Origin of the sequence: Microcoleus sp. T3_A4, from assembly GCF_036700465.1 — a bacterium.
Lineage (GTDB): Bacteria > Cyanobacteriota > Cyanobacteriia > Cyanobacteriales > Microcoleaceae > Microcoleus.
In genome coordinates, this window is the sequence record NZ_JAUBOY010000027.1 from 1 (window position 1) to 20,607 (window position 20,607).

The 20,607-nt window shown below is 46.5% G+C and carries 19 protein-coding genes; 7 read left to right on the forward strand and 12 right to left on the reverse strand.

Annotated elements, in window-relative coordinates:
* The 5 genes from QUA07_RS16260 to QUA07_RS16280 all read right to left on the reverse strand — a co-directional run.
* Positions 1-1,167, reverse strand: a 1,167-nt coding sequence (locus QUA07_RS16260) for a DUF4347 domain-containing protein (RefSeq protein WP_333326800.1), incomplete at its 3' end; no start/stop codon positions are given.
* Positions 1,168-2,720: 1,553 nt separating this feature from the next.
* On the reverse strand, positions 2,721-3,428 hold the full coding sequence (locus QUA07_RS16265) for a hypothetical protein (RefSeq protein ID WP_333326802.1): 708 nt from the start codon (positions 3,426-3,428) through the stop codon (positions 2,721-2,723).
* A gap of 76 nt (positions 3,429-3,504) precedes the next feature.
* Positions 3,505-4,311, reverse strand: coding sequence for a DNA cytosine methyltransferase (locus QUA07_RS16270; RefSeq protein ID WP_333326804.1), 807 nt, complete (start codon positions 4,309-4,311; stop codon positions 3,505-3,507).
* Between the two features lie 37 nt (positions 4,312-4,348).
* On the reverse strand, positions 4,349-4,690 hold the full coding sequence (locus tag QUA07_RS16275; protein ID WP_333326806.1) for a hypothetical protein: 342 nt from the start codon (positions 4,688-4,690) through the stop codon (positions 4,349-4,351).
* Positions 4,691-4,692: 2 nt separating this feature from the next.
* Positions 4,693-8,589, reverse strand: a complete 3,897-nt coding sequence (locus tag QUA07_RS16280) for a toprim domain-containing protein (protein WP_333326807.1) — start codon at positions 8,587-8,589, stop codon at positions 4,693-4,695.
* Positions 8,590-8,780: 191 nt separating this feature from the next.
* Between QUA07_RS16280 and QUA07_RS16285 the strand changes: the two genes are divergently transcribed.
* A complete protein-coding gene (locus QUA07_RS16285) occupies positions 8,781-9,173 on the forward strand; it encodes a hypothetical protein (protein WP_333326810.1) in 393 nt (130 codons plus the stop codon).
* 97 nt (positions 9,174-9,270) lie between these two features.
* Here the strand turns inward: QUA07_RS16285 and QUA07_RS16290 are convergent, their stop codons facing one another.
* On the reverse strand, positions 9,271-9,960 hold the full coding sequence (locus QUA07_RS16290) for an iron-containing redox enzyme family protein (RefSeq protein WP_333326812.1): 690 nt from the start codon (positions 9,958-9,960) through the stop codon (positions 9,271-9,273).
* A gap of 206 nt (positions 9,961-10,166) precedes the next feature.
* On the opposite strand from QUA07_RS16290, the gene QUA07_RS16295 reads away from it, so the two are divergent.
* The 4 genes from QUA07_RS16295 to QUA07_RS16310 all read left to right on the forward strand — a co-directional run bounded on the left by QUA07_RS16295 (position 10,167) and on the right by QUA07_RS16310 (position 13,706).
* Positions 10,167-10,514 carry a hypothetical protein gene (locus tag QUA07_RS16295; RefSeq protein ID WP_333326815.1) on the forward strand — a complete coding sequence of 116 codons (348 nt, stop codon included), beginning with the start codon at positions 10,167-10,169 and terminating at the stop codon, positions 10,512-10,514.
* 93 nt (positions 10,515-10,607) lie between these two features.
* Positions 10,608-11,594 (forward strand): GntR family transcriptional regulator, encoded by a 987-nt coding sequence (locus QUA07_RS16300; RefSeq protein WP_333326817.1) that lies wholly within the window; start codon positions 10,608-10,610, stop codon positions 11,592-11,594.
* Between the two features lie 61 nt (positions 11,595-11,655).
* Complete coding sequence (locus QUA07_RS16305) at positions 11,656-12,210, forward strand: hypothetical protein (RefSeq protein WP_333326819.1); 555 nt, start codon at positions 11,656-11,658, stop codon at positions 12,208-12,210.
* 272 nt (positions 12,211-12,482) lie between these two features.
* Positions 12,483-13,706 (forward strand): hypothetical protein, encoded by a 1,224-nt coding sequence (locus tag QUA07_RS16310; RefSeq protein WP_333214290.1) that lies wholly within the window; start codon positions 12,483-12,485, stop codon positions 13,704-13,706.
* A 449-nt stretch (positions 13,707-14,155) separates the two neighbouring features.
* On the opposite strand, the gene QUA07_RS16315 is transcribed toward QUA07_RS16310, so the two are convergent.
* The 3 genes from QUA07_RS16315 to QUA07_RS16325 form a co-directional block, all read right to left on the reverse strand.
* A complete protein-coding gene (locus QUA07_RS16315; protein WP_333214292.1) occupies positions 14,156-15,667 on the reverse strand; it encodes a pentapeptide repeat-containing protein in 1,512 nt (503 codons plus the stop codon).
* Positions 15,668-16,227: 560 nt separating this feature from the next.
* Entirely contained in the window at positions 16,228-16,593 is a 366-nt protein-coding gene (locus QUA07_RS16320) for a hypothetical protein (RefSeq protein ID WP_333214294.1), read from the reverse strand.
* 70 nt (positions 16,594-16,663) lie between these two features.
* Positions 16,664-16,828 (reverse strand): hypothetical protein, encoded by a 165-nt coding sequence (locus QUA07_RS16325; protein ID WP_333214296.1) that lies wholly within the window; start codon positions 16,826-16,828, stop codon positions 16,664-16,666.
* Between the two features lie 181 nt (positions 16,829-17,009).
* Between QUA07_RS16325 and QUA07_RS16330 the strand changes: the two genes are divergently transcribed.
* Positions 17,010-17,405 (forward strand): nuclease A inhibitor family protein, encoded by a 396-nt coding sequence (locus QUA07_RS16330; RefSeq protein ID WP_333279077.1) that lies wholly within the window; start codon positions 17,010-17,012, stop codon positions 17,403-17,405.
* 400 nt (positions 17,406-17,805) lie between these two features.
* Here QUA07_RS16330 and QUA07_RS16335 read toward each other — a convergent pair whose 3' ends face one another.
* The 3 genes from QUA07_RS16335 to QUA07_RS16345 all read right to left on the reverse strand — a co-directional run bounded on the left by QUA07_RS16335 (position 17,806) and on the right by QUA07_RS16345 (position 19,670).
* Positions 17,806-18,690, reverse strand: a complete 885-nt coding sequence (locus QUA07_RS16335; RefSeq protein WP_333214300.1) for a DNA/RNA non-specific endonuclease — start codon at positions 18,688-18,690, stop codon at positions 17,806-17,808.
* Positions 18,691-18,831: 141 nt separating this feature from the next.
* Positions 18,832-19,083 (reverse strand): CopG family transcriptional regulator, encoded by a 252-nt coding sequence (locus QUA07_RS16340; protein ID WP_333209942.1) that lies wholly within the window; start codon positions 19,081-19,083, stop codon positions 18,832-18,834.
* Positions 19,080-19,670, reverse strand: a complete 591-nt coding sequence (locus tag QUA07_RS16345; RefSeq protein ID WP_333323506.1) for a ParA family protein — start codon at positions 19,668-19,670, stop codon at positions 19,080-19,082. The genes QUA07_RS16340 and QUA07_RS16345 overlap by 4 nt, the downstream gene beginning before the upstream one ends.
* A 497-nt stretch (positions 19,671-20,167) precedes the next feature.
* On the opposite strand from QUA07_RS16345, the gene QUA07_RS16350 reads away from it, so the two are divergent.
* On the forward strand, positions 20,168-20,401 hold the full coding sequence (locus tag QUA07_RS16350; RefSeq protein WP_333326822.1) for a hypothetical protein: 234 nt from the start codon (positions 20,168-20,170) through the stop codon (positions 20,399-20,401).
* Positions 20,402-20,607: the final 206 nt, after the last annotated feature.

Below are 20,607 nucleotides of genomic sequence, written 5' to 3' on the forward strand. Positions count from 1 at the left end.
CATGCTGCCCAACAGGTTATTAACAGCTCCGCCGTAGCTGCCTTTGTTGTTGGTAAATTCGCTATCTCTGATAGTCAGAACACCGCCGCTTTTAGTTGCAATCGCACCGCCACCACGTTCGGTATTATCCGCTAGTGAACCATCATTGCCGCTAAACTTGGTGTTAATTACAGTCGTCGTGCTGCGGAAACCCGTGTAAATGCCGCCACCAAAACCAGCAACATTATTATTGACTTGGCTATTTTCTAAAGTTAAAGTGCTGCTACTTCCTGTTTGAATGCCACCACCAGCGCTAGTTGCCTCATTATTCTGATCGGTTCCAGAAACTTTGCCGTTGGCAATAATTAGGTTTTTTAGAGTCACATTGGTCGAACTTCCAGTGCGGATTACCCGCGAAGCATTGTTGCCACTGATAGTTACACCGGGTGCTGCTGCACCGTCAATGGTAATGTTTCTGCCAACGGGAATATCGAGTTGACCACTGGTGAGGGTAATGGTTTGGGCGGCTAAACCTGGAGCGAAGGTAATGATATCCCCTGCAACAGCGCTGGCGATAGCATTTCTCAATGAACCCGGCCCGCTATCGCTATTGTTAGTAACGGTAATCGTCGCTAAAGTCCCTTGGTAATCCGCCATTGCTTCTGGAGCCAAGGCTAAGGGAGATTCAATTTGACCCCTAGCAAATTCTAAATTCCAGTCACCACCACTACCGGTTTTGTTGGTGGATGCCGCAACGTCAGCCCCGGTTAATTGACTAAATCGATCGACGAAATTAGCACCTGTACCGCCTGCTACATCACAGCCGTAGAGCATGATGTCTGCTTGTGGGGCTAGTGAATTTTGCCACTTTTCCAACTCGTTTTCGTATTGCTCTATGTTATCTGAACCCAGTGCGGTGTTGCCTAATTGTAGGCTGCCAGAACTGCCGTGAGAAATAATGTGAACCGAGTCTATCGCTCCGTTAGTAGAGGCGAAGTGTTCGATTTCAGAGCTGATTTGTTCGATGCCGTTTTTGGTGCGATCGAGTATTACTACCTGCTGTTTCGGCAGAACTCCCGCTGCCATTGACTCGTAATCTTTCACGCCGGAGTCAATGAAGACTAAGGAGCGCAGCGGTCGTTTTTCAAAAGCAGATTGTGAGTTAACTTGAGCGAATTTAGAACTCATATTGAATACTCCACTAAGGGCATTATTGGTAGATACGCCCCGGAGCAATCTCATCAAAATTCTTTGATAACTATGCGATTTTAGCAGTTAGCTTTTGTATGAATCGAGGTAATCTGAACTGAGGATAACAGAGCCTAATTGCAGTTAGTCCGAGCGACTGTCAGAAGTTGTGCGAACTTTGTCCCTCTCTCTACGGATAGAGGCATATTTTTGAAGGATCGAAGTAATTTTCTCGATGCAGTCAGATTCCCCAGATAATTATGGAAACCAAATATTCACCATCATTGATGCTAGAGTCCTTGAGTAAAAAGCTTTTGGATGGGGCGCTAGTCGTTTCCTTAAAGAAGCCCCATCTTGCGTCCTCCAAGAGTGAGTTTAGGGGTAGATACAGCCTTGGATTCAAAGCTTCGGAAACTGTCAGCGACCTTGTTTATTTTGCTCATTTTATTTAACCTATCTATCAGTTTCCCCTATTTCAGCAGCACTGCCATCCGCAATCGCACGGAATTTACAGCACTTTTCTATGTGATGAGGCACATTAGCAGCCCTTTGGTTTGGCAAACTAATGAGAGAGTTACTATCAGTTTTAATTTGAGCGCTATGGTATACACCAAGGCTTTTGAGAAAGTTTGGTGTATACTGCTTGTTTGCTAAGTAACAAAAGAGTTGCTATCACTTTCATTTTTCATAACACGGCACATACCCAGCATTCCTGCTGCCATCCATTCAAGACGAGTCATTCACGCTTCAATATTGCCCTTGCCTTGAAAGTAGCCATTTTGGAATCCTGTTAAGCCACCACACGTCCTTCCGTTCTCCTGGTCACTCCAGCACATCCTCCCAGCTTCACTATCCACAGACTCATGATTAGCCGATCAAGCTAGAACAAGGGGCTAAACCCCTCATTGCACCCTGATCGTTATGGGATTTCTATGCTCTGTATGGGTTTGAGCAGAAACCATATCAGCAATCAAGGTGATCAGGGCAAAGTAGAGGGTCTTACCCCTTATTGTGCCTTGATCGCCTTCCGATTCCCTTGTGGTATAGGAGTTTGGGTAAAAGCGATCAAGGTGATCAGGGCGATCGGCAACTCCTTACCTTTTTTATTAAGGGGTGTTTTTGTTGTTGCCAGGAAGTAGCCCCCCCTCTCTATTTTTAAGAAGTAGTACCCTGATCACCCTGATCACCCTGATCACTTTCTTTAAACCTTTGATATTGCGTTGTATTTCTAGTGATCAGGGCGGAATGAGGGGTAAGACCCTCTACTTTGCCTTGATCACCCTTATACGGCTCAAAGTATTGATATTGCGTAATGTGTTAGATGATCAGGGTAAAACAAGGGGTGAGACCCCCCATTATGCCCTGATCACTCAGTCAATAAAAATGAGGGGTAAGACCCCTGATTAGTTTGTGAGAGATGGGATGCAGGAATGGACTCTACATCAACGATGGAGTGAAGCGGATGGATGGTCAATGAGTTGTAGAGCCATCAAAAAACTAAGAGAGTCCAAAGAAAGGGCTACCGCATTGTTTGAAAAAGAGAGGGCAATCAATTACAAGTTTCTCTTCAATACTTCAACCACTATCGCAGCTACACTCAACTTATTAGCAATAGCTTCTTTTACTTTAGGAAGTTTACCAACCGGAATATAGACACTCTTTACCTGCCACTTGCCGTTGTTTTTAACTTTGTAACGGTAGTGATTGACTATGCTTTCACCCTTCCAAAAGCTGTACACCAACCCGCTACCTCCCTGAATTACAGGCGTTTGGTGTATACTATCTGTTTCTGAAGTAATGGGAGAGGTGCTGTCAGTTGTGCTGGCAGAGTTATCACATAAACTAAACTTGAATAATTGAGCTTGGTGTATACTCTGGTCTGACAAAGTAATGGCAGCATTGCTACTAGCTTCAATTGTAGAGTCAGAGTATACACCAAGAGGTTTGGGAGTCTGGGTTGATGCTACTTGCTCCAATGGCACAAATTCAAACCGAATCACCCACACTTTTTGGTTGGTGTCGCCTTTAAAGTAGCGTGTGATGAACTCTGGGACTGAGGAACACATTCCCCCCTCAGCCTGCAAATCAGCATCGGGCATGGCTCCAAGTTGCTCTTTGTAGGGAGCGCCAAGCAAGCGACACCAAGCGATTTGTTTACCTCCATAGCGGATATCTTTATCGAGGGCTTTGATTAGTTTATTCTGCTCAAAAGCATGGATAAACTTCTGGGCGTGGCTGTCTTTCCAAGCACGGCGTGTCACCGTTTTGTGGGTAAGATACGGCAACGTTTTACCGAAACTAATACCCAAACCCGATAATGCAAACTCTGGGTTATCCTCAATCGATGATTCCGAAAGCTTGAGCAAGATGCTGCACTCGTTTGAGGGCAATGTAAGCAAGTCCTGGCATGACTGTTTTGGCAAAGAGATATCTGGCTCTGATTCTACCTTTAGTTCTGCTCTTGACTCCAAAGTGGGAGAGAGTGATGCTTTGGTAGCAAGGCAATCCATCCAGCCCAGGGGGAACCCGAATATCAACTCCATCCCCGTCGCGGATAAATAATGCGATGGGGAAATGATGCCGAGCTTCCTGAGCGATTGTTGGCACTTCGTCAGCCCCGCTGGTTTGGAATTGGTGCTCGTATTGCTGCTGTGCAAAGTCCTGAAGGAAAGCGACGATAAAGACTCGGTTTCGTTGATGGCTCGCTCCGATTTCCTTTGCCGATACGAGGAGCGGGTCTTCGATACAATATCCTGCCATTCGTAAAGAGGCAACGACTTCTCTACCGCCTCGGACGAGCAAGCCTTCTGGATTCTCGACAACCACAAAGCTGGGTCTAGCTTCGAGGATAACTCGGAGCATTTGCCACCACAAACTGGATTCTGGATGAGCCAATCCTCCCCGCTTTCCGGCATTACTCGTCCCGGTGCAGGGGAATCCTCCCCAGATGCAATCATATTGTCCTGTTGTCGCGCTAAAAGTTCGGATGTCGCTGTGAATTGGGATGTGGGGATAGTGCTGTCGGAGTACATATTGAGCATTCTCATCGATTTCTACCAACTGTTCGACTGTGAAACAATTTAGGGCGGTGGCTGCTAACTCAAAACCGCCTATGCCGCTGAAAAGTGAAAGCGTTCGCATCATCCTTGCTCCTCCTTTTTCGGAATCACAACAGGGTTGATTAAAGGGGTGACTCAATGGGTGCTACTAATCCCTTAGCATCCCTAATTCCGGCTTCTAAAGCTAATCCTGGTGTATCAAATTCACCCTTTAAATCACCGAATAGCGAAGCACTATAAGCCAACCGATAAGCGAACTTCTGGTGATTGGTTAACGAGCGCCATACTTCGACATAGTGCCAGCCTTTCAATGGTGTGCTGAGCCAGAACTTATCTCGAAGAATTGGAGCTAAAACTTGCTTTGCTTGCCATCGGTGGTTGCAGTTGTCGCAACATATCTCTAAACTCTGGGGATGGCGGCGGTAAATATCAGGAGAAGCGCAATTCGGGCATTGTTTATTCATAATTAAAACCAATCCTCCGATTGTGGTGAAAATCTGCTTTGATGCTCGGAAGGCGGTTGAGCATCTGGTAATAAATTGAGTTGCTTGGGTTCAGAATTGGTGATTTCTAGCTCGGTATTTGTTACTTCCAAATCCACCACAACCTCAGATTTCTCACTACCTAATTCCAGGGCTTGGGCGTACACCGATGCTCCTAAGTCAAATAATCCAGATTTATTGATTCTTTCCACCCAGTCACCGATACCCAACAAACACTGGCTCCACAAGTCAAATTGTTGCCATTGATGGTTCAGTGCATCTGCATCCAACACCGACCAAGTTTTTATGGCATTCCTCCACTTCTCAACATCTTGAGGAATCCGCCTCTCGAACTCTTCCCTCAATCCTTTGAGCCGGTCTTTTACCGAGGGTGTCAGTGCAGCAAAGATTTCAGGGCGCTGGTGATTCGGTACGCCCAATCCCTTCACCACTTCATAGGTTGTTCCATCTCTGTTGGCTACTTCAGAGAGCTTGGCTACCCATTCATCTATGCTGAGTGAACGAGTGGCGTAGATCGAGGTAGATGGCAACTCCTCATCTATTTGCTGAGGGGGGGTGTCTGGTTGATTCGGAACCTCGCCCACCCTTTCATTTGTTAGGGAAGTAGTACCCTGATCACCCTGATCACCCTGATCACCCTGATCACCCTGATCACCCTGATCACCCTGATCACCCTGATCACCCTGATCACTTCCTTCAAACCCTTGAGTTTGCGTGATGTTTTTGCTGATCAAGGTAGACTGTGTGGTGACATCCCCCTTTATGCCCTGATCACCTTGTTGATTCAAATCAGGTGCAAGGCTCCCCATCTTTTGTTGTTCGTTCCATTCTTCAAAAGCCAGCAACCCACCTTCAGAACAACGGAATTTGGCACACCGCCATTCAGGTTCGGGATGTGGTTGGTTTGGTTTACCTTGATAGCCGTTAGAAGCATCCTCAGCGAGTGAAACATCGACCATGACACCCGGTAATAGAGTCATGTGAGTCCAGTGAGCGGGTTGTAACTCGCCATCTTGGCGGTGTCGGGGTATGTGGTGTTGGGGGATTACTGTTTTCAAGTGAGCGATGAACTTGCTCATCCCCCGGTTATCCGAGTAGCCGTGTGCCTTGCAGTAAGCGATAAACCAACTGTGGAGTTCGTGGTTTTGGATTGGTGAGGCACTTTCAGTCGGTCGGAAGCAAAGGTCTATGAAGCTGCGTACTGGGTCGCCGTAGGTAGCGGCATCGAGTTTAGCAAGGCGGATGCGGTTGTTCTTGGAAGGTTGCAGCAGTATGGCATCGCGTTCACTTCGGGGCATTGCCAACGCCCAAGATACGATATCCGCCTTCACGGCAGAGAGTTTATGGCGCAAATAGGGATCTTCCAATCCTTCTCGCCCTTTTGAGAGTAGTGGCAAACACCGCCTATCCCAGCCATCACCAGCATTCTCAATTTGCAGGTGGTCAACAGAAGCTGCAACAAAGCGGCAATTCCATTCTTTCGTGTACCCGCAGGATGAATAAAGACTCCGACCCGAAAGTTGGCCGTTGTCCACCAATTCATAAAAAGGTCGAACCCCCGTGATGTAGCCCCCGGTGTCGGGAATGGTGTACAAAGATTTACCGGTTAAGTGTTGATGCCGAGATTCTGGATTGCTCAATTCTGTGAAGTCTCCAGAATGGGAATCCTCCAACCCGAAGATTTCACCCCAGAGCCTGAGTAGAGTTCCCTTACCCGAACCCGAAGGCCCGATGATGTGCACGAACTTGCCATAGGGTGCAGTCGGGTCAATCAGCATTGAAGTGTAAGCTCTCACCGCATCTAGTTGGTCTTCACCAAAAGCGGAGATGATGAAGTCGAGGAAAACTTGGGGGCAGGGGCGATCTCGCACGTAATCCGCTTCAATGACCGAAGTGAGATAGTGAGCGGGGTCGTGGGGCAAGAGTTCTCCCGTTCTCATATCCACGGTGCCGTTCTGGAATGCTCTAAAGTGTCGATTGGGGGGAGGTTCTAAGTACAGGCGCTTCATAGCGTACTTGAGTGCAGATTTAGCGCAGGTGTCACTAGAAAAGGGAAACGTTTCCTCCCATTCCCACTTGCTTACTTGATGGAGTTTGAACACCTTCTCGCTGCACACCGCAATCATGTGTTCGCACCGCTTCTCATCCTGGCGCTGCCACCACCCCGCCCCGGTGTACTGATACATGGCGCTGTTGATGGCTTTGTAATGCGTTCCGAAGAGCTTCCTCACCGCAAAGTCATCAAAGGTTCGCCCCCTAGTGTAGTAATTAAAGTCCAGACCCAATTTGTCGCAGAGATTTCGATAAAACGCATCTCGCTTGCGGTCGGGACATTTGGTAACTTCCTTGCTTGCTGAATTATCCTGATTGCCCGCACCCAATTCTTTACCAAACTCCAGCAACCAAGGTGGTGGTGAATTTCCCAGAGTTTCACCAATGGTCGGCCAATAGAAGATGTTGAGCGCTGCTGCATCCTTAATATTAGTGGCCCATTTGGTTGCTTCTAAGAGCACTGCTTGCTTATCCGCATCGGTGTTGCCCTTAAAGCGAGCTATTTGTTGCGCTTTCCACCTCAACCCGTGCTGAGCTTTTTCTAAGTGGGTATGTTGCAACCAAGCATCGATGCCGTTGCGGATAATGAACTTATCCGGGTCGCCATCGCCATCTTCACCCACCGGCAATCGGGGAGCTACATAAGGAACGATGCCTGCCAACAACAAAGATTTGATGCAGCTTTCAATCCCCTTATCCCCCGCGCTATCTGGGTCGAGGCAAATAATCGCTCTCTCGATTCCCGATCGCCGTAGGGATTGCACCTGTTCTCCAGATAAGCTAGCAGCGACACAAGCTATAACTCTGGTATCTCCTAGCGCTTGAGCCACCGCTGCATCGGTAACGCCTTCGACCACCACTACTTCTTTGTGACCCGCCGCCAAAGCCCTGTCGAAGTAAAGCGGCGATTCCTTCGTTGTCAGCCATGCCCCCTCCTCATCCTTGGGATTCCAGCAAGCGTATTTCTTCGGGATGGTCGGTTCGAGCCAAGGTTGCTCTGCCTTCTGAGCTTCCGAAAGTTTCCCCCAACCCCGATAAGCTGCATCTCTCTCGCCCTTCCACCCCCGGTGATGCTTTTTGAGTGGCAAAGGTTTTGTCGGACAGTGACCGTACACCGTGAGCGGTTGACCCAATGCCGTGTGCCAAGGAAAAGTAACGTATCCTTCCCACTTGCGGGTCAACACGCCCACTTCTTCCGCAATCTCTAAGCTGTAATCTTGTGCTTTGAGCGCTGCTGCAACTTCATCCTTGCTCAGGTAGTAGCCCAATCCCAACTCGGCGATCGCTTCTCGGCTCATGCCCCTCTCTGCAATCAAGTGGTTGAGAGCACCGCTTCCTACTTCGCTCCACAGCCAATCCCGGCACTGAGCATACACCGCAGCCAATATCCCCCGGCGCGCTTCCCACTTCGCCGCTACTTCAATTTCCCTGGGAGTGTGTTCGCGTTCGGGCAGCGTGACTCCCACCCTGGATGCTGCTTCTCGCAGCGCTTCTACCCAATCAAGACCCTTGGGATGCTGCCAGCGATTCACCTTAATGCTGTGGATGTAAGCAATGGGGTCGCCTGCAAACTCACACCCGGCATCATAGAAGCGGAGAGAGTCGGGCCACACGGCAAACGAAGTTCCAGATTTACTTTTGCGAAACGGACTACCTCCCCGCCACTTCTGGGCGCTGCGCTGGAATTGATGCGATGGATGGTCGTACACCAAGTCGGCAGTGAGTCGAGGCAGCACCTCCTGTTCCCAAAACCTCAACAAACTGACATCTTTAGCCGGGGGGTTGCAGTTTTCTGAAAAATCTGTCATGATAAAAATCCTTATTAATAATTTTTGAGCCCTCTTCCTTTCAAAGAGGGTTTATTTTTTTGGCGAGTGTTTTTTTCTGCTCTACCGATGTGTTAACTTTGAGTTATCTTACGAGTCAATCGATTCGCCAATCATTGACCAATTATCCCCTCTGTCACCCATAAGCGACAGATATGTAATAAATATTTACAATGACTGAACCCGTATCACCTTTATTGAGGTGGCTTTGTGAAGAACAGGCGGACATTCACGGCACAGAATTAGCTGAACTAAGCGGTATTGCGCGGCAGACTTGGAGCAAAGTGCGGCAGGGAAAGCAAGATCTCAGCAGCGACTTGCTGTGGCGGTGTATGGAGGTGATTGCCCGGTTGCGCCCGCGCAGCGAGTGCGCTCAGGTGGTTCGTATTGTCACCTCTCAAAATGACTTGGAGAGGAAGAAAAGGGAGAGAGAAGAGCACCCGCTCTTGAGGATTGAACGCGCCTTGTCCGAACTCAAAGACGAGACTGAAGAAAACCAAGCCATGCTATTAATGGCAAGGCGCTTGAGGGAATCGCAAAATAAGGTTACTTTGATTAATTTTTAGGAAAGTCAACTTTAAGCGATGCGTTGCGACACCGAAAATGGTGACGCTGGGTGAGTATCGCCACCTTGATGAAGCGGTTATTTTCATCAGGCGCTTCCTACCTTCTTGCTGCCACCAATTCAATAAGCGAAGGTGGTTCCTGATTGCCCTGCTCGGCGGTACACCAAGAATCCAGCATCCGCCCGTACAGCACGCTAGTCTCGTAAGCAATGCGGCTGTACTCTTTTCCCTGTGCTGAATCTTCATCACATTGCGGGATGAGGTCAATGCCCATTGCTAAATGTTCTTGGTCGATTTCCCGGTGCACCGTCCAATAGCGATTCGTTTTGAGTCCCAGGCGCGTGAACACGGGGATGACCGCTGAAAAGAAATCGTAGCTCACGCCCTCAGAAATGAGATTCATGGCAATGACTTGATGCTCGTAGGATTCTCGTAACACGGAGCGGAAACAATAGGCGCTCACCAACTGCGTTTCTAGGGTGGCGGTGATGGAAGTTGGGTTTTCTTCAGGGTGCAGGAACTCGTGCTTGTGCATCCAATCAAGCAGCATTGATGCGTGGTCTACCTCTTCGGTAGCGTGGTGGGCGAAGCATTCTTGATACCGAAAGTTTCGGCACATAGAGTAGCGCATGGCGAGTGCGGCAGTAAAATCACTCGATTGATAGTAGAGTTGCCTGACCCAACCCCGAACATCATCGAAATGCTGGGCAGCAGCTAAGTGCTTATAAAAAGACCCAGCCAGTAGATCCTGGCGGTACTTGGCTCCCAAATCCAATAACCACTTCATTTTGGTATCCCCTCTTTACAAATTATGACAATAAATATGTGTGTTCTATAGTACACCAGTATTATAATATGAGTCAATCAGTATTTTTGCGGTACACCCCTATCAAAGGTGTGATAGAATGCGCTAAGCTAATTCAAAAGGTAGACTCCTGGATTTCTAACAATGGGGAGCGAAAAAAGTAAAGATTTGTGAGTTGAGAATTTCTGATGCTGTCAATTTCAGATCGACTACATAATCAAGAGAATGCGGGTATATTAATTGTCAACCACCACCGCCAAATGGTAGGAGTCACGCCCAACTTATTGAGGATTTGGCAACTACCCGAACTCATTGTGCGGTCATTATCCGACCAACTCGCATTAGAGTTTGTATCCGAGCAGTTTGATAATCCGCAATTGTTCCTCAAGGATATGACAGAAATCTACGAACAAACGCACCTAGAGATTAGGGAAAAAGTGCAGCTCAGGGACGGTCGCATCATCGAGCGCCATTCCCACCCCTTATGGTTTACTGGAGTTTATGTCGGTAGATTGTGGATGTTTCAAGTAAATTAGTGTAATAGATAACAGAGAATTCTTAGCGCCACTCTGTCTTTTAGTAGTGGCTTTCACTGGGTAAAGTATGAATCAATAATATGAGAAAGAATTATGCCAACTTGTATGACAGACCCGGTTTTACCGTTTATTGTTGTAGATACTGCTTCGCCCGTCACCATTGGCGCTCAAATCACCGAACAAATTAAGTTATTGATTGCGCGCGGTAATCTCAAACCGAATCAACCTTTGCCGTCGATTATCCAGTTAGCTAAACACTTAGGAGTGAATCACACCACTGTGGCGCAGGTGTACAACGAACTGATTGCTTTGGGATATTTCGTAGGCAACCGAGGTAAAAGAACGGTGGTTGCCGATTCTTCTTTCATCAGACAGATGGTTGCTCGCAAAAGCTTCTACGACTTGCTCAGTCAAGCTTTTCATTCAGCATCTCAATACGGGTTAACCGCATCCGAGTTTTCAGCAGCAGCTTACGCTCAAGCAGTCATGGTCGAGCGCCATCAAATAAATGTAGCTTTCGTGAACTTCTACCCGGATAGTATCGATATCAGTGCGCGTTTAGAAGCAGCAACAGGATTAGCTTTCGTATCGATACCTTGGACGCATTTACACACAAAAGAACCGGGCGCGTTGGAACAATTATTGTCGGCAGATTTAATCGTCACTACCATCAAAAACCTGTGGGATGTAGCTCAGATAGCTGACCCCAATAAGGAAGTAATCGGAATTGAAGTGCAACCTGATATGCCGTTATTGAGCCATATCTCATCGCTACCCCGCAATGCCAAGGTGTTGTTTGTGTGTCAAGAACAAAGCAGCAGCGAAGCAATGAAGCAAATTATCGACTATAACGTGCATCACGTAGAATCCCAAGCCGTTACCTTAGAATTTGTACAAAATAATGTGGCAGAACTCCCAGGATTTGATTTAGTGGTATGTTCGAGCCAAGTTGAGAATCAATTGAACAGGTACATTCCCCCAACTGGGAAATTAATGACCTTCAGCATCGGCATCGACCCGGTGAATTTGCTCGTACTCCAAGCTCGTTTAATTGCGGTAGAGATGGAAAAAGTAATGTAACATTGGTTGCATTAACTATCCTCTTTATCACAACATTAATCCTCAACAATCCTTTGAATTCGTGCCACACCAACTAGAACTTTTTCCTGAATTTCAACCAAAATATTCTGTTAAATTGCCTCAATTAACGATGAGTTCCGAGAGGCTGCATTCTTGGAAACAGCGCATCCTCGAACATCAACAATTTGCTGCTTCCGAACAACCGCAACAAGGAACATTGTTCGAGCTCGCACCCAGTGCCTGTGACTCCAACAGCATTGACCCGTTTATTTTGGAACTGCACAATCTCTCCTTTTGTGAGAAACCCGATTGGGGCGATCGCACTTGCCTCTACTTCGTTATCGACAACGCGCTTCCATTGTTGCTGTATGTAGGAGAAACAGAGCGCACTCCCAAGCAAAGATGGATAAGCCACGATTGCCACAGCTACATTGCCAACTACATCGAACTGCATCGTCGCTACTCCCTGAATGTGAGTGTAGCCATAGCTTTTTGGTATGGAGCGCCGATTAATCGGAAACAAAGACTGCAACTGGAGTCAGAGCTTATCTACAAGTGGAAGTCGCCATTTAACAAAGAATGCTGGCAGTGGTGGGGACAACCGTTTGGTAAGTGAATTGCTCAAATTCCCCCGCAGTAAGAAAAAGTGAAAGCGATCGATAGCTTACTTGAGAACCTGCTGACAAAATTGCTGTTTTAACCTTTGTTGTCCATTATTGAATTTTATTATGAACTAAAACCACATTCGGAGCTAGCTTTCTCATAAAAATAGCTTTGAATCTGTTAAGAAATAAAACAATATAAAATAGAGTATTGTAGTTTGGGTTACAAATATAAGGGATAACATCTAACCTACTTTCATTTCTCTCTTCATTCAGAGGTCTTGCTATGGCGATTGAACTGTCAAATCTAACATTTACCAATCGGGCGGATATTGTCCCCGCGTCGGGGGTCGAGGAAATACTCAATACAGGTGTTGCTAATCCTCTTGGTGGCAACGACATAATTACTGGTACGGGGAAAATTGTTACCGGAGTCTACAGCAACAATTTTTTCTTTGTTAATATTAGCGGATTCTATAACAACGGCACACTTAATACCGCCCACGGTAACGACATAATCACGGGCACCGTCAATGGCGATGACGTATTCCTTTACGATTCCCATGCTGGTATTTTAAACAACTATGGGATTATTCATACCGATGATGGTAACGACATAATCACAGGAATTCTCCAAACTCCCGGCTCCTATAACTCTCCTACTGCTGGTATTTATAACCACTATGCTACCATAAATACCGGGGATGGTAATGACATAATTACTGGCACTGTTGAGGGAATAATCACTGGTATTAGCCAGGTCGGTGTGGGAATTCAAAGCGACTATGGCACTATCTATACTGGTGATGGTAATGACACAATTACGGGTACTGGTAGCCAGGATTTAGGTATATTTATTAATTACGGTGGCACCCTCGATACTGGAAAAGGGAATGATGTAATCACGGGTATTGGCAGGAGTGGCATCAACAACTTTATGGCCACCTTTAATACTGGGGACGGTAACGATATAATAACTGGCACTACCAACGAATTATATGGCTGGGGGATCCGCAACTCTGGATCTATGGATACTGGCAATGGCAATGACGTAATCACTGGCACTAACATTATCGGTGGTGGTGTCGGTATTTGGAACGAGGAAGGCGGCAACATCGATACTGGTGATGGTAACGACATAATCACTGCCATTAGCCAGGCAGGTCTTTACAACTTTGGTAGCATTAATACTGGTAATGGTACCGACTCCATCATTCTTGAGGGATATAATCAGATTGGTAGCGTATTTTTAGGAGATGGTAAAGACTATTTTAAGGGCTTTGGTAGTGGTGTTTTAAATGGTGGAAACGGTAAGGACATACTGGAATTAACGTCGGGGTCGAGAAGTTATACCGTCGGTATATCGGGAACAACGGTGAAGTTCACTCAGCTTAATGACGTTGGGATAAATGACATTTTGATAACTTCCGAGTTTGAAGAACTCATAGCTGGTAGCACAAAGTATGACTTCAGCCGTCTAACCAACGGTCAAACAATTAATGTGGTTTAGCAGTCTGTTTGAGAATTAGGGAACAGCTAGTTAACAGAAAAGTTGGGCTGTCCTAAAAGGTCTTTAATTCTTTATTGATAACGCTTTTCGGCAATTTCCTAAAAGAATGGGAGTTTTGGTTGTGGGGATGGGTTCTGGTTGTTGGTTTATACTTGAGAGCTAACTTACCTCCGTTCCCCTTTCCCGTTTATTGAAATCCACGTCACCCTTGAAAAATTAGTCAGTTAATCAACTCTAAACCAGACCTGATGTGCAAGCGGTCAATGCTTTCAGAAAGCCCCAGCAAACTACCGGAGCTTAACACACAATTACTTCAGCTTCAAAGCCCTTGATTGCACCTGAATGAGTAACCTTTCAGCAGTCTGTTGAATCGCATCATCAGGTGCATATCCTGAATACCAATCAGTCGGATAGGGGTATCTTGCACTATGCCTACAAATACTGCAACGTTAAGCAGGCAACCCTAACCCCTTCAGAATCATGGGTAATAACTTGGTACACGCCTCTACAATGCTGGCAGTCTGGGGCAAACTGCTCAATGTTGCCTCAAACATCTTCCTCGCTTTCCGTGTCAGCCCTTGTTTTTTAGCAGGTTCCTCTGTTTGCTTAGCTTCTGCTAAAGCTTGCACCTGCTCTAATAAATCCACTTTGTCGGGGTCGGATAGATCGGAATCACTTTCGATGGCTTGTTGGAGTTGTGCCAGGAGTTCTTTGATGTTGGGTTCCGAAGGTTCCGAGGAATCGGGCAACTGATTGAGAGTGTTGGTCACGCTGCCGCTAATCGTGCCCAAATTAACGACTCCATCACCGCCAACTAACCCGCTGATGTCGCCAATGCTGCCACCCCCTGAATGAATGTTGATTCCTTTGTTTTGAGTCATTACTAATTCTCCTTTAATGATTTGAATTGTTTCTGCGTGAATCTTAGATTGATGCGTACCTGTTTCGATAAACTGCTCAATCGTATCCTTAAGTGTACGAATTTCACCATCTTGTTCGGCCAGTTTTAGCTGAACGGCAAGCGGCAATTCTTTCTTGATTCGAGCGTAATCTCTAAAATACTGATGGCTTAACTCTGATTTGTCGGCTCCTGGCGCAGTTGTAAACCTGAGATTCAAGCCATTGTTGCCCCGCCGTTCGATAGCCACAAACCGCAGCTCTTGCTCTGGATGGTTGGTGGATAAGTTTTTAAGTGCAATGGAGATAGCGCGGGGGTCAATATCCTGACTGTGGTACAAATCTAGAGTATCCACGTAAGGCTTGATGAAATCAGCAAACTCACCCTGAGCAAAAGTTTCCCCCCAGTTATCCGGTTTCCGCAATCGGTTGGGATTATCTTTGGTTTCCAGGCGCATGAATACATAGTCGCATTGCACGTCCTCTAGCTTGGTGCTACCTGTAATCCCCCAATCTTCGATACAAGCTCCCGTGAGAATTGCTCCCGTCATATTTGTACCATCGAGTTGTGCTTGCTTCAGGATGGCTCTGGACAAATTAGCATTCCGCAAATTAGCGTTGTTGAGGTTTGTTCCAATAAAACTGGCATCTTGTAGATTTGCACCTTGTAGGTTCACTCCTTCCAAATTCAAACCATCAAAGTTTTGAGCCTGTCCGTTAAGTGTGACGACCAGTTGCCGAATTTGCGGATTGGCAAGGTAGGTATTGTCTAGACGAGCATAATTAAGTGCTTTAACTTCATAGAAACGAGTACAAGTAAGACTAGCCTCTCGGAAGTCGCAAAACTTAAGCGTTGCACCAGTAAAGTCTACATCAGTTAAGTTGGCTCCCTTAAAGGAATTTCCTCCTCTTGTCACTATTGCTATTACTGCTTGCAGCCTCCATAATCCACCCAAACTGCAAGTGAGTGCTTTCTGGCTAAGATGCCAGGAAATTGCAATAGTTACAATTACGATCGGCATTACTTTGGTTAGGGGTACACTTATAATAGTTACTGCAAGCATTGGGATAAATGTACTTACAGTAGCTATCACAATAGAGCCTAGTGAAACTCTCAATAAAATTAGCGATAAAGTGGCTAGTTCTATACTTATTGAAACTAACACTATGGCTCCAGATCCTAAAAAAAAAGGAACACTTACGTCAAGGCTATTCGTTGGGGAAGGCAGAGTGATCGATAATAATAGAAGTGGCAGTAAGGCTCCTATACCTATAATAGTTCCCAGAACAAAGTTTTTTCGTATACTACTAAATAATGTGATACTTAAAGAAAGTAAAACTGAAACCCCATAAGGGAATGAAGATTTTGTCAATAATCCCGTTGCTAGTAAGCTTCCTGCTCCTAGGAAACAACCAGCTAAGCTAGCTAACAGTAGTGTTGCAAAAAGCAGGAAAACTTGCCAGCTCCATTTAATTCCAAAATTAACATTATGGAACTTTGATTTTTCAAGGTTTACCTTAGTAAAATCTATTCCTTGTAAAACAGCAAAATCAAAACAGGTTTCTGCCCACCCTACATCATGCGGTCGTTGCATTTCTTAAATAATGATAAGCTACTGAATTATCAGCCTACTTCACTACACCTTTTGTCACAGTCAGCATGACCGTTTCTCCAGCAATTAACTAGGCATACTAATTGAGGAATAGCGTCAGGGGGGCGGTCTGGTATATCAAATACTCCTGGTGGAATAATTCTTTTAATATTAATTCCTTCCGACGTACTTGAAGAGTCTACTACCTCAAACTGAAAATTTTTGATGGCATTATCTATTGGATTTAAGGAGTTATCTGAAGACTCGTCGAAAAGAGAATCAGATAATTGAACCGTAGTTATTCTGAAGCTGATGAGTGACTTAATCCATTCTGTTGCAAGCTCTTTTTGCTCCTTAGAGAGATTGTCCCATCCCGGACATAAAATCTTTGCTGTCATACTGCTAGCTCCCCTAATTTTTAGGTTAAAGAATAATAGGAGTAAATCAGATGCTTTATCAGCCCTGAAGTTACTGCACTCGCAACTGGTGAACGAACTGACGACTTCCACTTTCTTTGAGGCTATCCGCCGTTCGCACTACCTCGTCAAACGCCACCTGAGCCATCGCATCATCGTGCTTCGACAAGTCTGGTAAAACTCCAGCATACATCCAAGCTTGACCAATTCTACTCACTTACTAGAGCCTGGTTGCCACATCAGGACGGTTTTAGAATTGCTGGGAGACCAAAACCTACAGACAGCGATGGTTTACACTTGTGGAAGATTATCCAGCCAGCGTTGATGGATGCGTTTGCCCCAATTCTTCATCCCTAAAGGTTCTAACTTGCCTTATTTTTAGCTAACTAACAGCCACTATGACCGACTCGATCGCCACCCAACTCAAACAAGCTTCCGAGGGCTTACTCTTCGGAAGCGAAACCGATGCCCCTTTTGAGGTCATTCATTGGCCGGCACAGGGAGAACTCACTCCAGCGAAGTTGCTGCAACTCACCGAACATTCACCCGATGCTCCCGTAAAATTAGTGAGCGTTGATAAGTTCTTTGCGATCTCCACTCAAGAAGAAGATTGGCACGATGAAGAGGAAGAGGAAACGGCGAAGCGCTTTCAGAACTTAGTGAGCGTGTTGAAGCAAAACCTCTCGCAATTGCAAGTTTACCGAGTTGGCAGCATTGAGATTGATGTCTACATCGTCGGGGAGACGGACGGTGGCGGATTGGCGGGGCTGTCTACGAAATTGGTCGAGACTTGATTGCAACAGACAGGATGAACTATGATTGTTTGTTAATCATTGAGTTACATAGCAACCATAATTAGAGTCAGGAAGAGAAGTTGTAATATGAACAAACCCGGCAAAGTATTTAGTTGGCTTGCTTCTCTTTACAGTTTTGGTATGCTAGGGATTTTATTATTCCTCTCTTACACAGAGAACAAGCCATACCAGATGGGTATTATAGCTTCCTTTCTTATGCTGCTAATTGTTTTTCCTCCCCTCTGGTCGTTCCTTGATCGAGAATATAATGTCAGAATTTACTGGCTAATCAAGTTTATTTTATGGATTGGTTGTTACGGATTCGTAATGGCAAATATTAATGCAGTTGGTTAAAATTATCAAGCAAAAAAGTATACTTGATAAAAGTTGTATCCCTTCTTTACTGACTGTCCACTTTGCTTTCAATCACCTGCTGAACCTGGGGAGACACATTCGATAAGAAGTTCAGCCCTGTTTCCTTCTCAACTTTTGCCACGGAAACTCGAAAGCTTTTCCATCCCGAACCTTTGACGCTGGCATCGTTGGGCATCATCACAGCGATCGTCCTAGTGTCGGCTCTAATTCCCTGCATCCCTAATCCTTGTCTATCCATCACCACGATAACTTTCCAATTCCTTGCCGGCACCGCAATCTTTTCTTTTTTGCCGATGCTGCCTTTCCTCCCCACGGGCCCAGCTACGATGTAAAGTTCTTTTCCTTGCTGCACTAATTCTCTGCAATATTCCTCCAAATCTCCCCACACGCCTCTGTTGAGTTCTGGCACTTGGGGCATCATGTTGGTCATCAGGAATGTGCTGCTGTTATCCGCTTCGTTGCGGGTGCGATCGGCACTGGGTGCAATGTGTCCCCGGTCGTAACCACTTCCGGTGTAATCTGTTGGTCGCACTTTGTACCAAGCATCTGGGAGGGAATCATCGGGGCGGAAGTTGTCTTGGCGATCGGCTGCTCCCATCCAAGAGCGGTTCAGTTGCCACGAAACCCAGTTGGCGGTCTTTGTTTTACTGTTGTAGCTCATCACAAACTGCGACTTCACCATCAAGTAATTGTCGATGTTGGCAACATTGGGAGCTGCATTGCTGGGATTGCCCAGGAGCAAATTGCGGTTGTTGGTTGCCGAAGCGATCGGTGGCTGCGTTGTGGGTTTCTGCACTCTTGGTTTAGGAGAAACAGGCGTTCGTGAAGATGGCGGGGCTGATGTCAGATTGCAGCCAGCCATCATCCCCAAAATCAGAGCGATCGCCCCCAACTGCCATATTTTGTTCATGCTGCACCGCTCCCTTATGATTCCTGTGCCAGCTTACCAACAACAGTACGCTTGCCTCAAGAATGCAGCAATTGACGGGAGAGATAACTGCAACAGATAAGACAAATATTCAAGCGTCCAAACGTTCAAACGTCCAAGCATTCAAATGTCTTTGTTGACCTTAAGCTGCTGGAGGTATTGAGCGACGGACTTTTCAACCAACTCGCTAATTTCTTCACCTGACTGTGCGGCAGCAGATTTGAGGTCGCGGTGCATTTGTTTGGGCAAATAAACAGTGGCCCTGACAAAGTTTGGGTCTTTGCTTTTGGGTAACGCCGGAGTTGGTGCAGGTTCGAGGTCAGGTTCCCCAGGCTTGAGTTTCTTGGCTTTCAGTAAATCATCAAAGCGGCTCATGGCAATATCTCCTTACCGACAGCGGCATAACAACCCCAAGCAGCTTTGGCGTAGGCATCTTTGACAGCACTTACGGGAACCCCTGCCAGCGCTGCTTTTTGAAATACCGCCAGCCTCCTGACCTCAGCTTTAAATATCGGCAACTGAGCTTTCTCGATCGTTCTCCGAGATTCTATCCCGACTTTGCTGGGAGCAGGTGGGATGAGCGTGAGCAAAATGCGGTAATTCGAGTTTAGGGAATGCAGAGCTTCCACCATTTGCACCATAGCGGTGAGGGCCATCGCATCGGGAGAGCTGGGCAAAATCAGCAAGTCACAACCTTCAGCTACAGTTTTGAGTTCATCGGGGTCTGGTCGGGCAGGCGTGTCTATCACGATGTGCTCGTAATCTCTGGCAAAGCGAACTCCTTGCTTTTCATCCACCACTTTGAACGGGAGGGAACCCCGCGCTGCCCAATCCAAAGCACTGCGGTTGAGGTCGCCGTCTACCAAAAGCGTGGGCGCTTTGGTTTGCAAGTAAGCTGCTAAGTGCAGTGCTGTAGTTGTCTTGCCGACTCCGCCCTTGAATGAGGCGATTGTCACGATCATAGGTTTATCGCTACGTTGATTAACTCAACTTTATCTGTTAATCATCTAAATGTCTAGACATTTGAATGATTGAACGTTTAAAACGATGCCGTATTGAGCGAGTTATAGTGCGGGTTGGCTCGGCTAATTAACGATAACAACGTAGCGCTCGGTTACAGGTAATTGGAGGCGGTGGATTTTCCCCAAAATCAAGCAGTTGCTACACTGCAAGAGTTTGCCCCTATGCGCTCTCTCGAATGTGTGATACTGTCGTGGGTCGCATCGTCGCATCACCTGCGGTTGATTTAATCATCTAAACGTCTAGATGTCTGGGTAAGTAATTCAAGATTTATGCACTTGGTATCTGGAGATGAGCGCGCCTAGCGAAGCTATCCCGTAGGAAATCGCCCTCAACCTTTCTGTTACACGCTCCTGGGCGCTAAAACGAGCCAAAGTCTTTTGATGGAAGCTGCATCGCCAGCACCAACGCACCAACATCACCACCACCGGAAGCTGCATTGCCAGCGCTAACGCTAACACCCAAACCGGAAGTACCTGCACCAGACCCCGTACCCATTCAATCAAAGGAGCCTAGCCTGATGAGCAAACTGCAAGCACCGGATAAAGAAGCGACGGTCAGGTTTACCGTGGATATGTCCGAAACTCTGCACCGCAAACTGTCTATGTTGGCGGCTAGGACGGGGCGCAAGAAAGTGGACCAGAGTGCGAATGCTGTTGGAAGAGGGGCTTAAGGAGGTGGACGGGTAAAAGCGATCGTTTTAGCGGCATCAAGGTAGCGAAAAACTTCTCTAAACCATCAAAATCTGGTAGCGGGCTGGTGGCATAGTGGCTGGCCCACGAACCATCCGGCCAATCAGGGATTGAACCCTGCATACCAAAGCACAGAAAAAAGGTTAGTTTTTATAAAAGAGTGTGCATCTCAATTCAGCCCATACTC

Coding starts and splice junctions, on each gene's coding strand:
- QUA07_RS16330 (WP_333279077.1), top strand. CDS start 17,010: ATGACCGACTCGATCGCCACCCAACTCAAACAAGCTTCCGAGGGCTTA.
- QUA07_RS16320 (WP_333214294.1), bottom strand. CDS start 16,593: ATGACAGCAAAGATTTTATGTCCGGGATGGGACAATCTCTCTAAGGAG.
- QUA07_RS16340 (WP_333209942.1), bottom strand. CDS start 19,083: ATGAGCCGCTTTGATGATTTACTGAAAGCCAAGAAACTCAAGCCTGGG.
- QUA07_RS16285 (WP_333326810.1), top strand. CDS start 8,781: ATGACTGAACCCGTATCACCTTTATTGAGGTGGCTTTGTGAAGAACAG.
- QUA07_RS16335 (WP_333214300.1), bottom strand. CDS start 18,690: ATGAACAAAATATGGCAGTTGGGGGCGATCGCTCTGATTTTGGGGATG.
- QUA07_RS16275 (WP_333326806.1), bottom strand. CDS start 4,690: ATGAATAAACAATGCCCGAATTGCGCTTCTCCTGATATTTACCGCCGC.
- QUA07_RS16270 (WP_333326804.1), bottom strand. CDS start 4,311: ATGATGCGAACGCTTTCACTTTTCAGCGGCATAGGCGGTTTTGAGTTA.
- QUA07_RS16345 (WP_333323506.1), bottom strand. CDS start 19,670: ATGATCGTGACAATCGCCTCATTCAAGGGCGGAGTCGGCAAGACAACT.
- QUA07_RS16310 (WP_333214290.1), top strand. CDS start 12,483: ATGGCGATTGAACTGTCAAATCTAACATTTACCAATCGGGCGGATATT.
- QUA07_RS16280 (WP_333326807.1), bottom strand. CDS start 8,589: ATGACAGATTTTTCAGAAAACTGCAACCCCCCGGCTAAAGATGTCAGT.
- QUA07_RS16315 (WP_333214292.1), bottom strand. CDS start 15,667: ATGCTTGCAGTAACTATTATAAGTGTACCCCTAACCAAAGTAATGCCG.
- QUA07_RS16295 (WP_333326815.1), top strand. CDS start 10,167: ATGCTGTCAATTTCAGATCGACTACATAATCAAGAGAATGCGGGTATA.
- QUA07_RS16290 (WP_333326812.1), bottom strand. CDS start 9,960: ATGAAGTGGTTATTGGATTTGGGAGCCAAGTACCGCCAGGATCTACTG.
- QUA07_RS16300 (WP_333326817.1), top strand. CDS start 10,608: ATGCCAACTTGTATGACAGACCCGGTTTTACCGTTTATTGTTGTAGAT.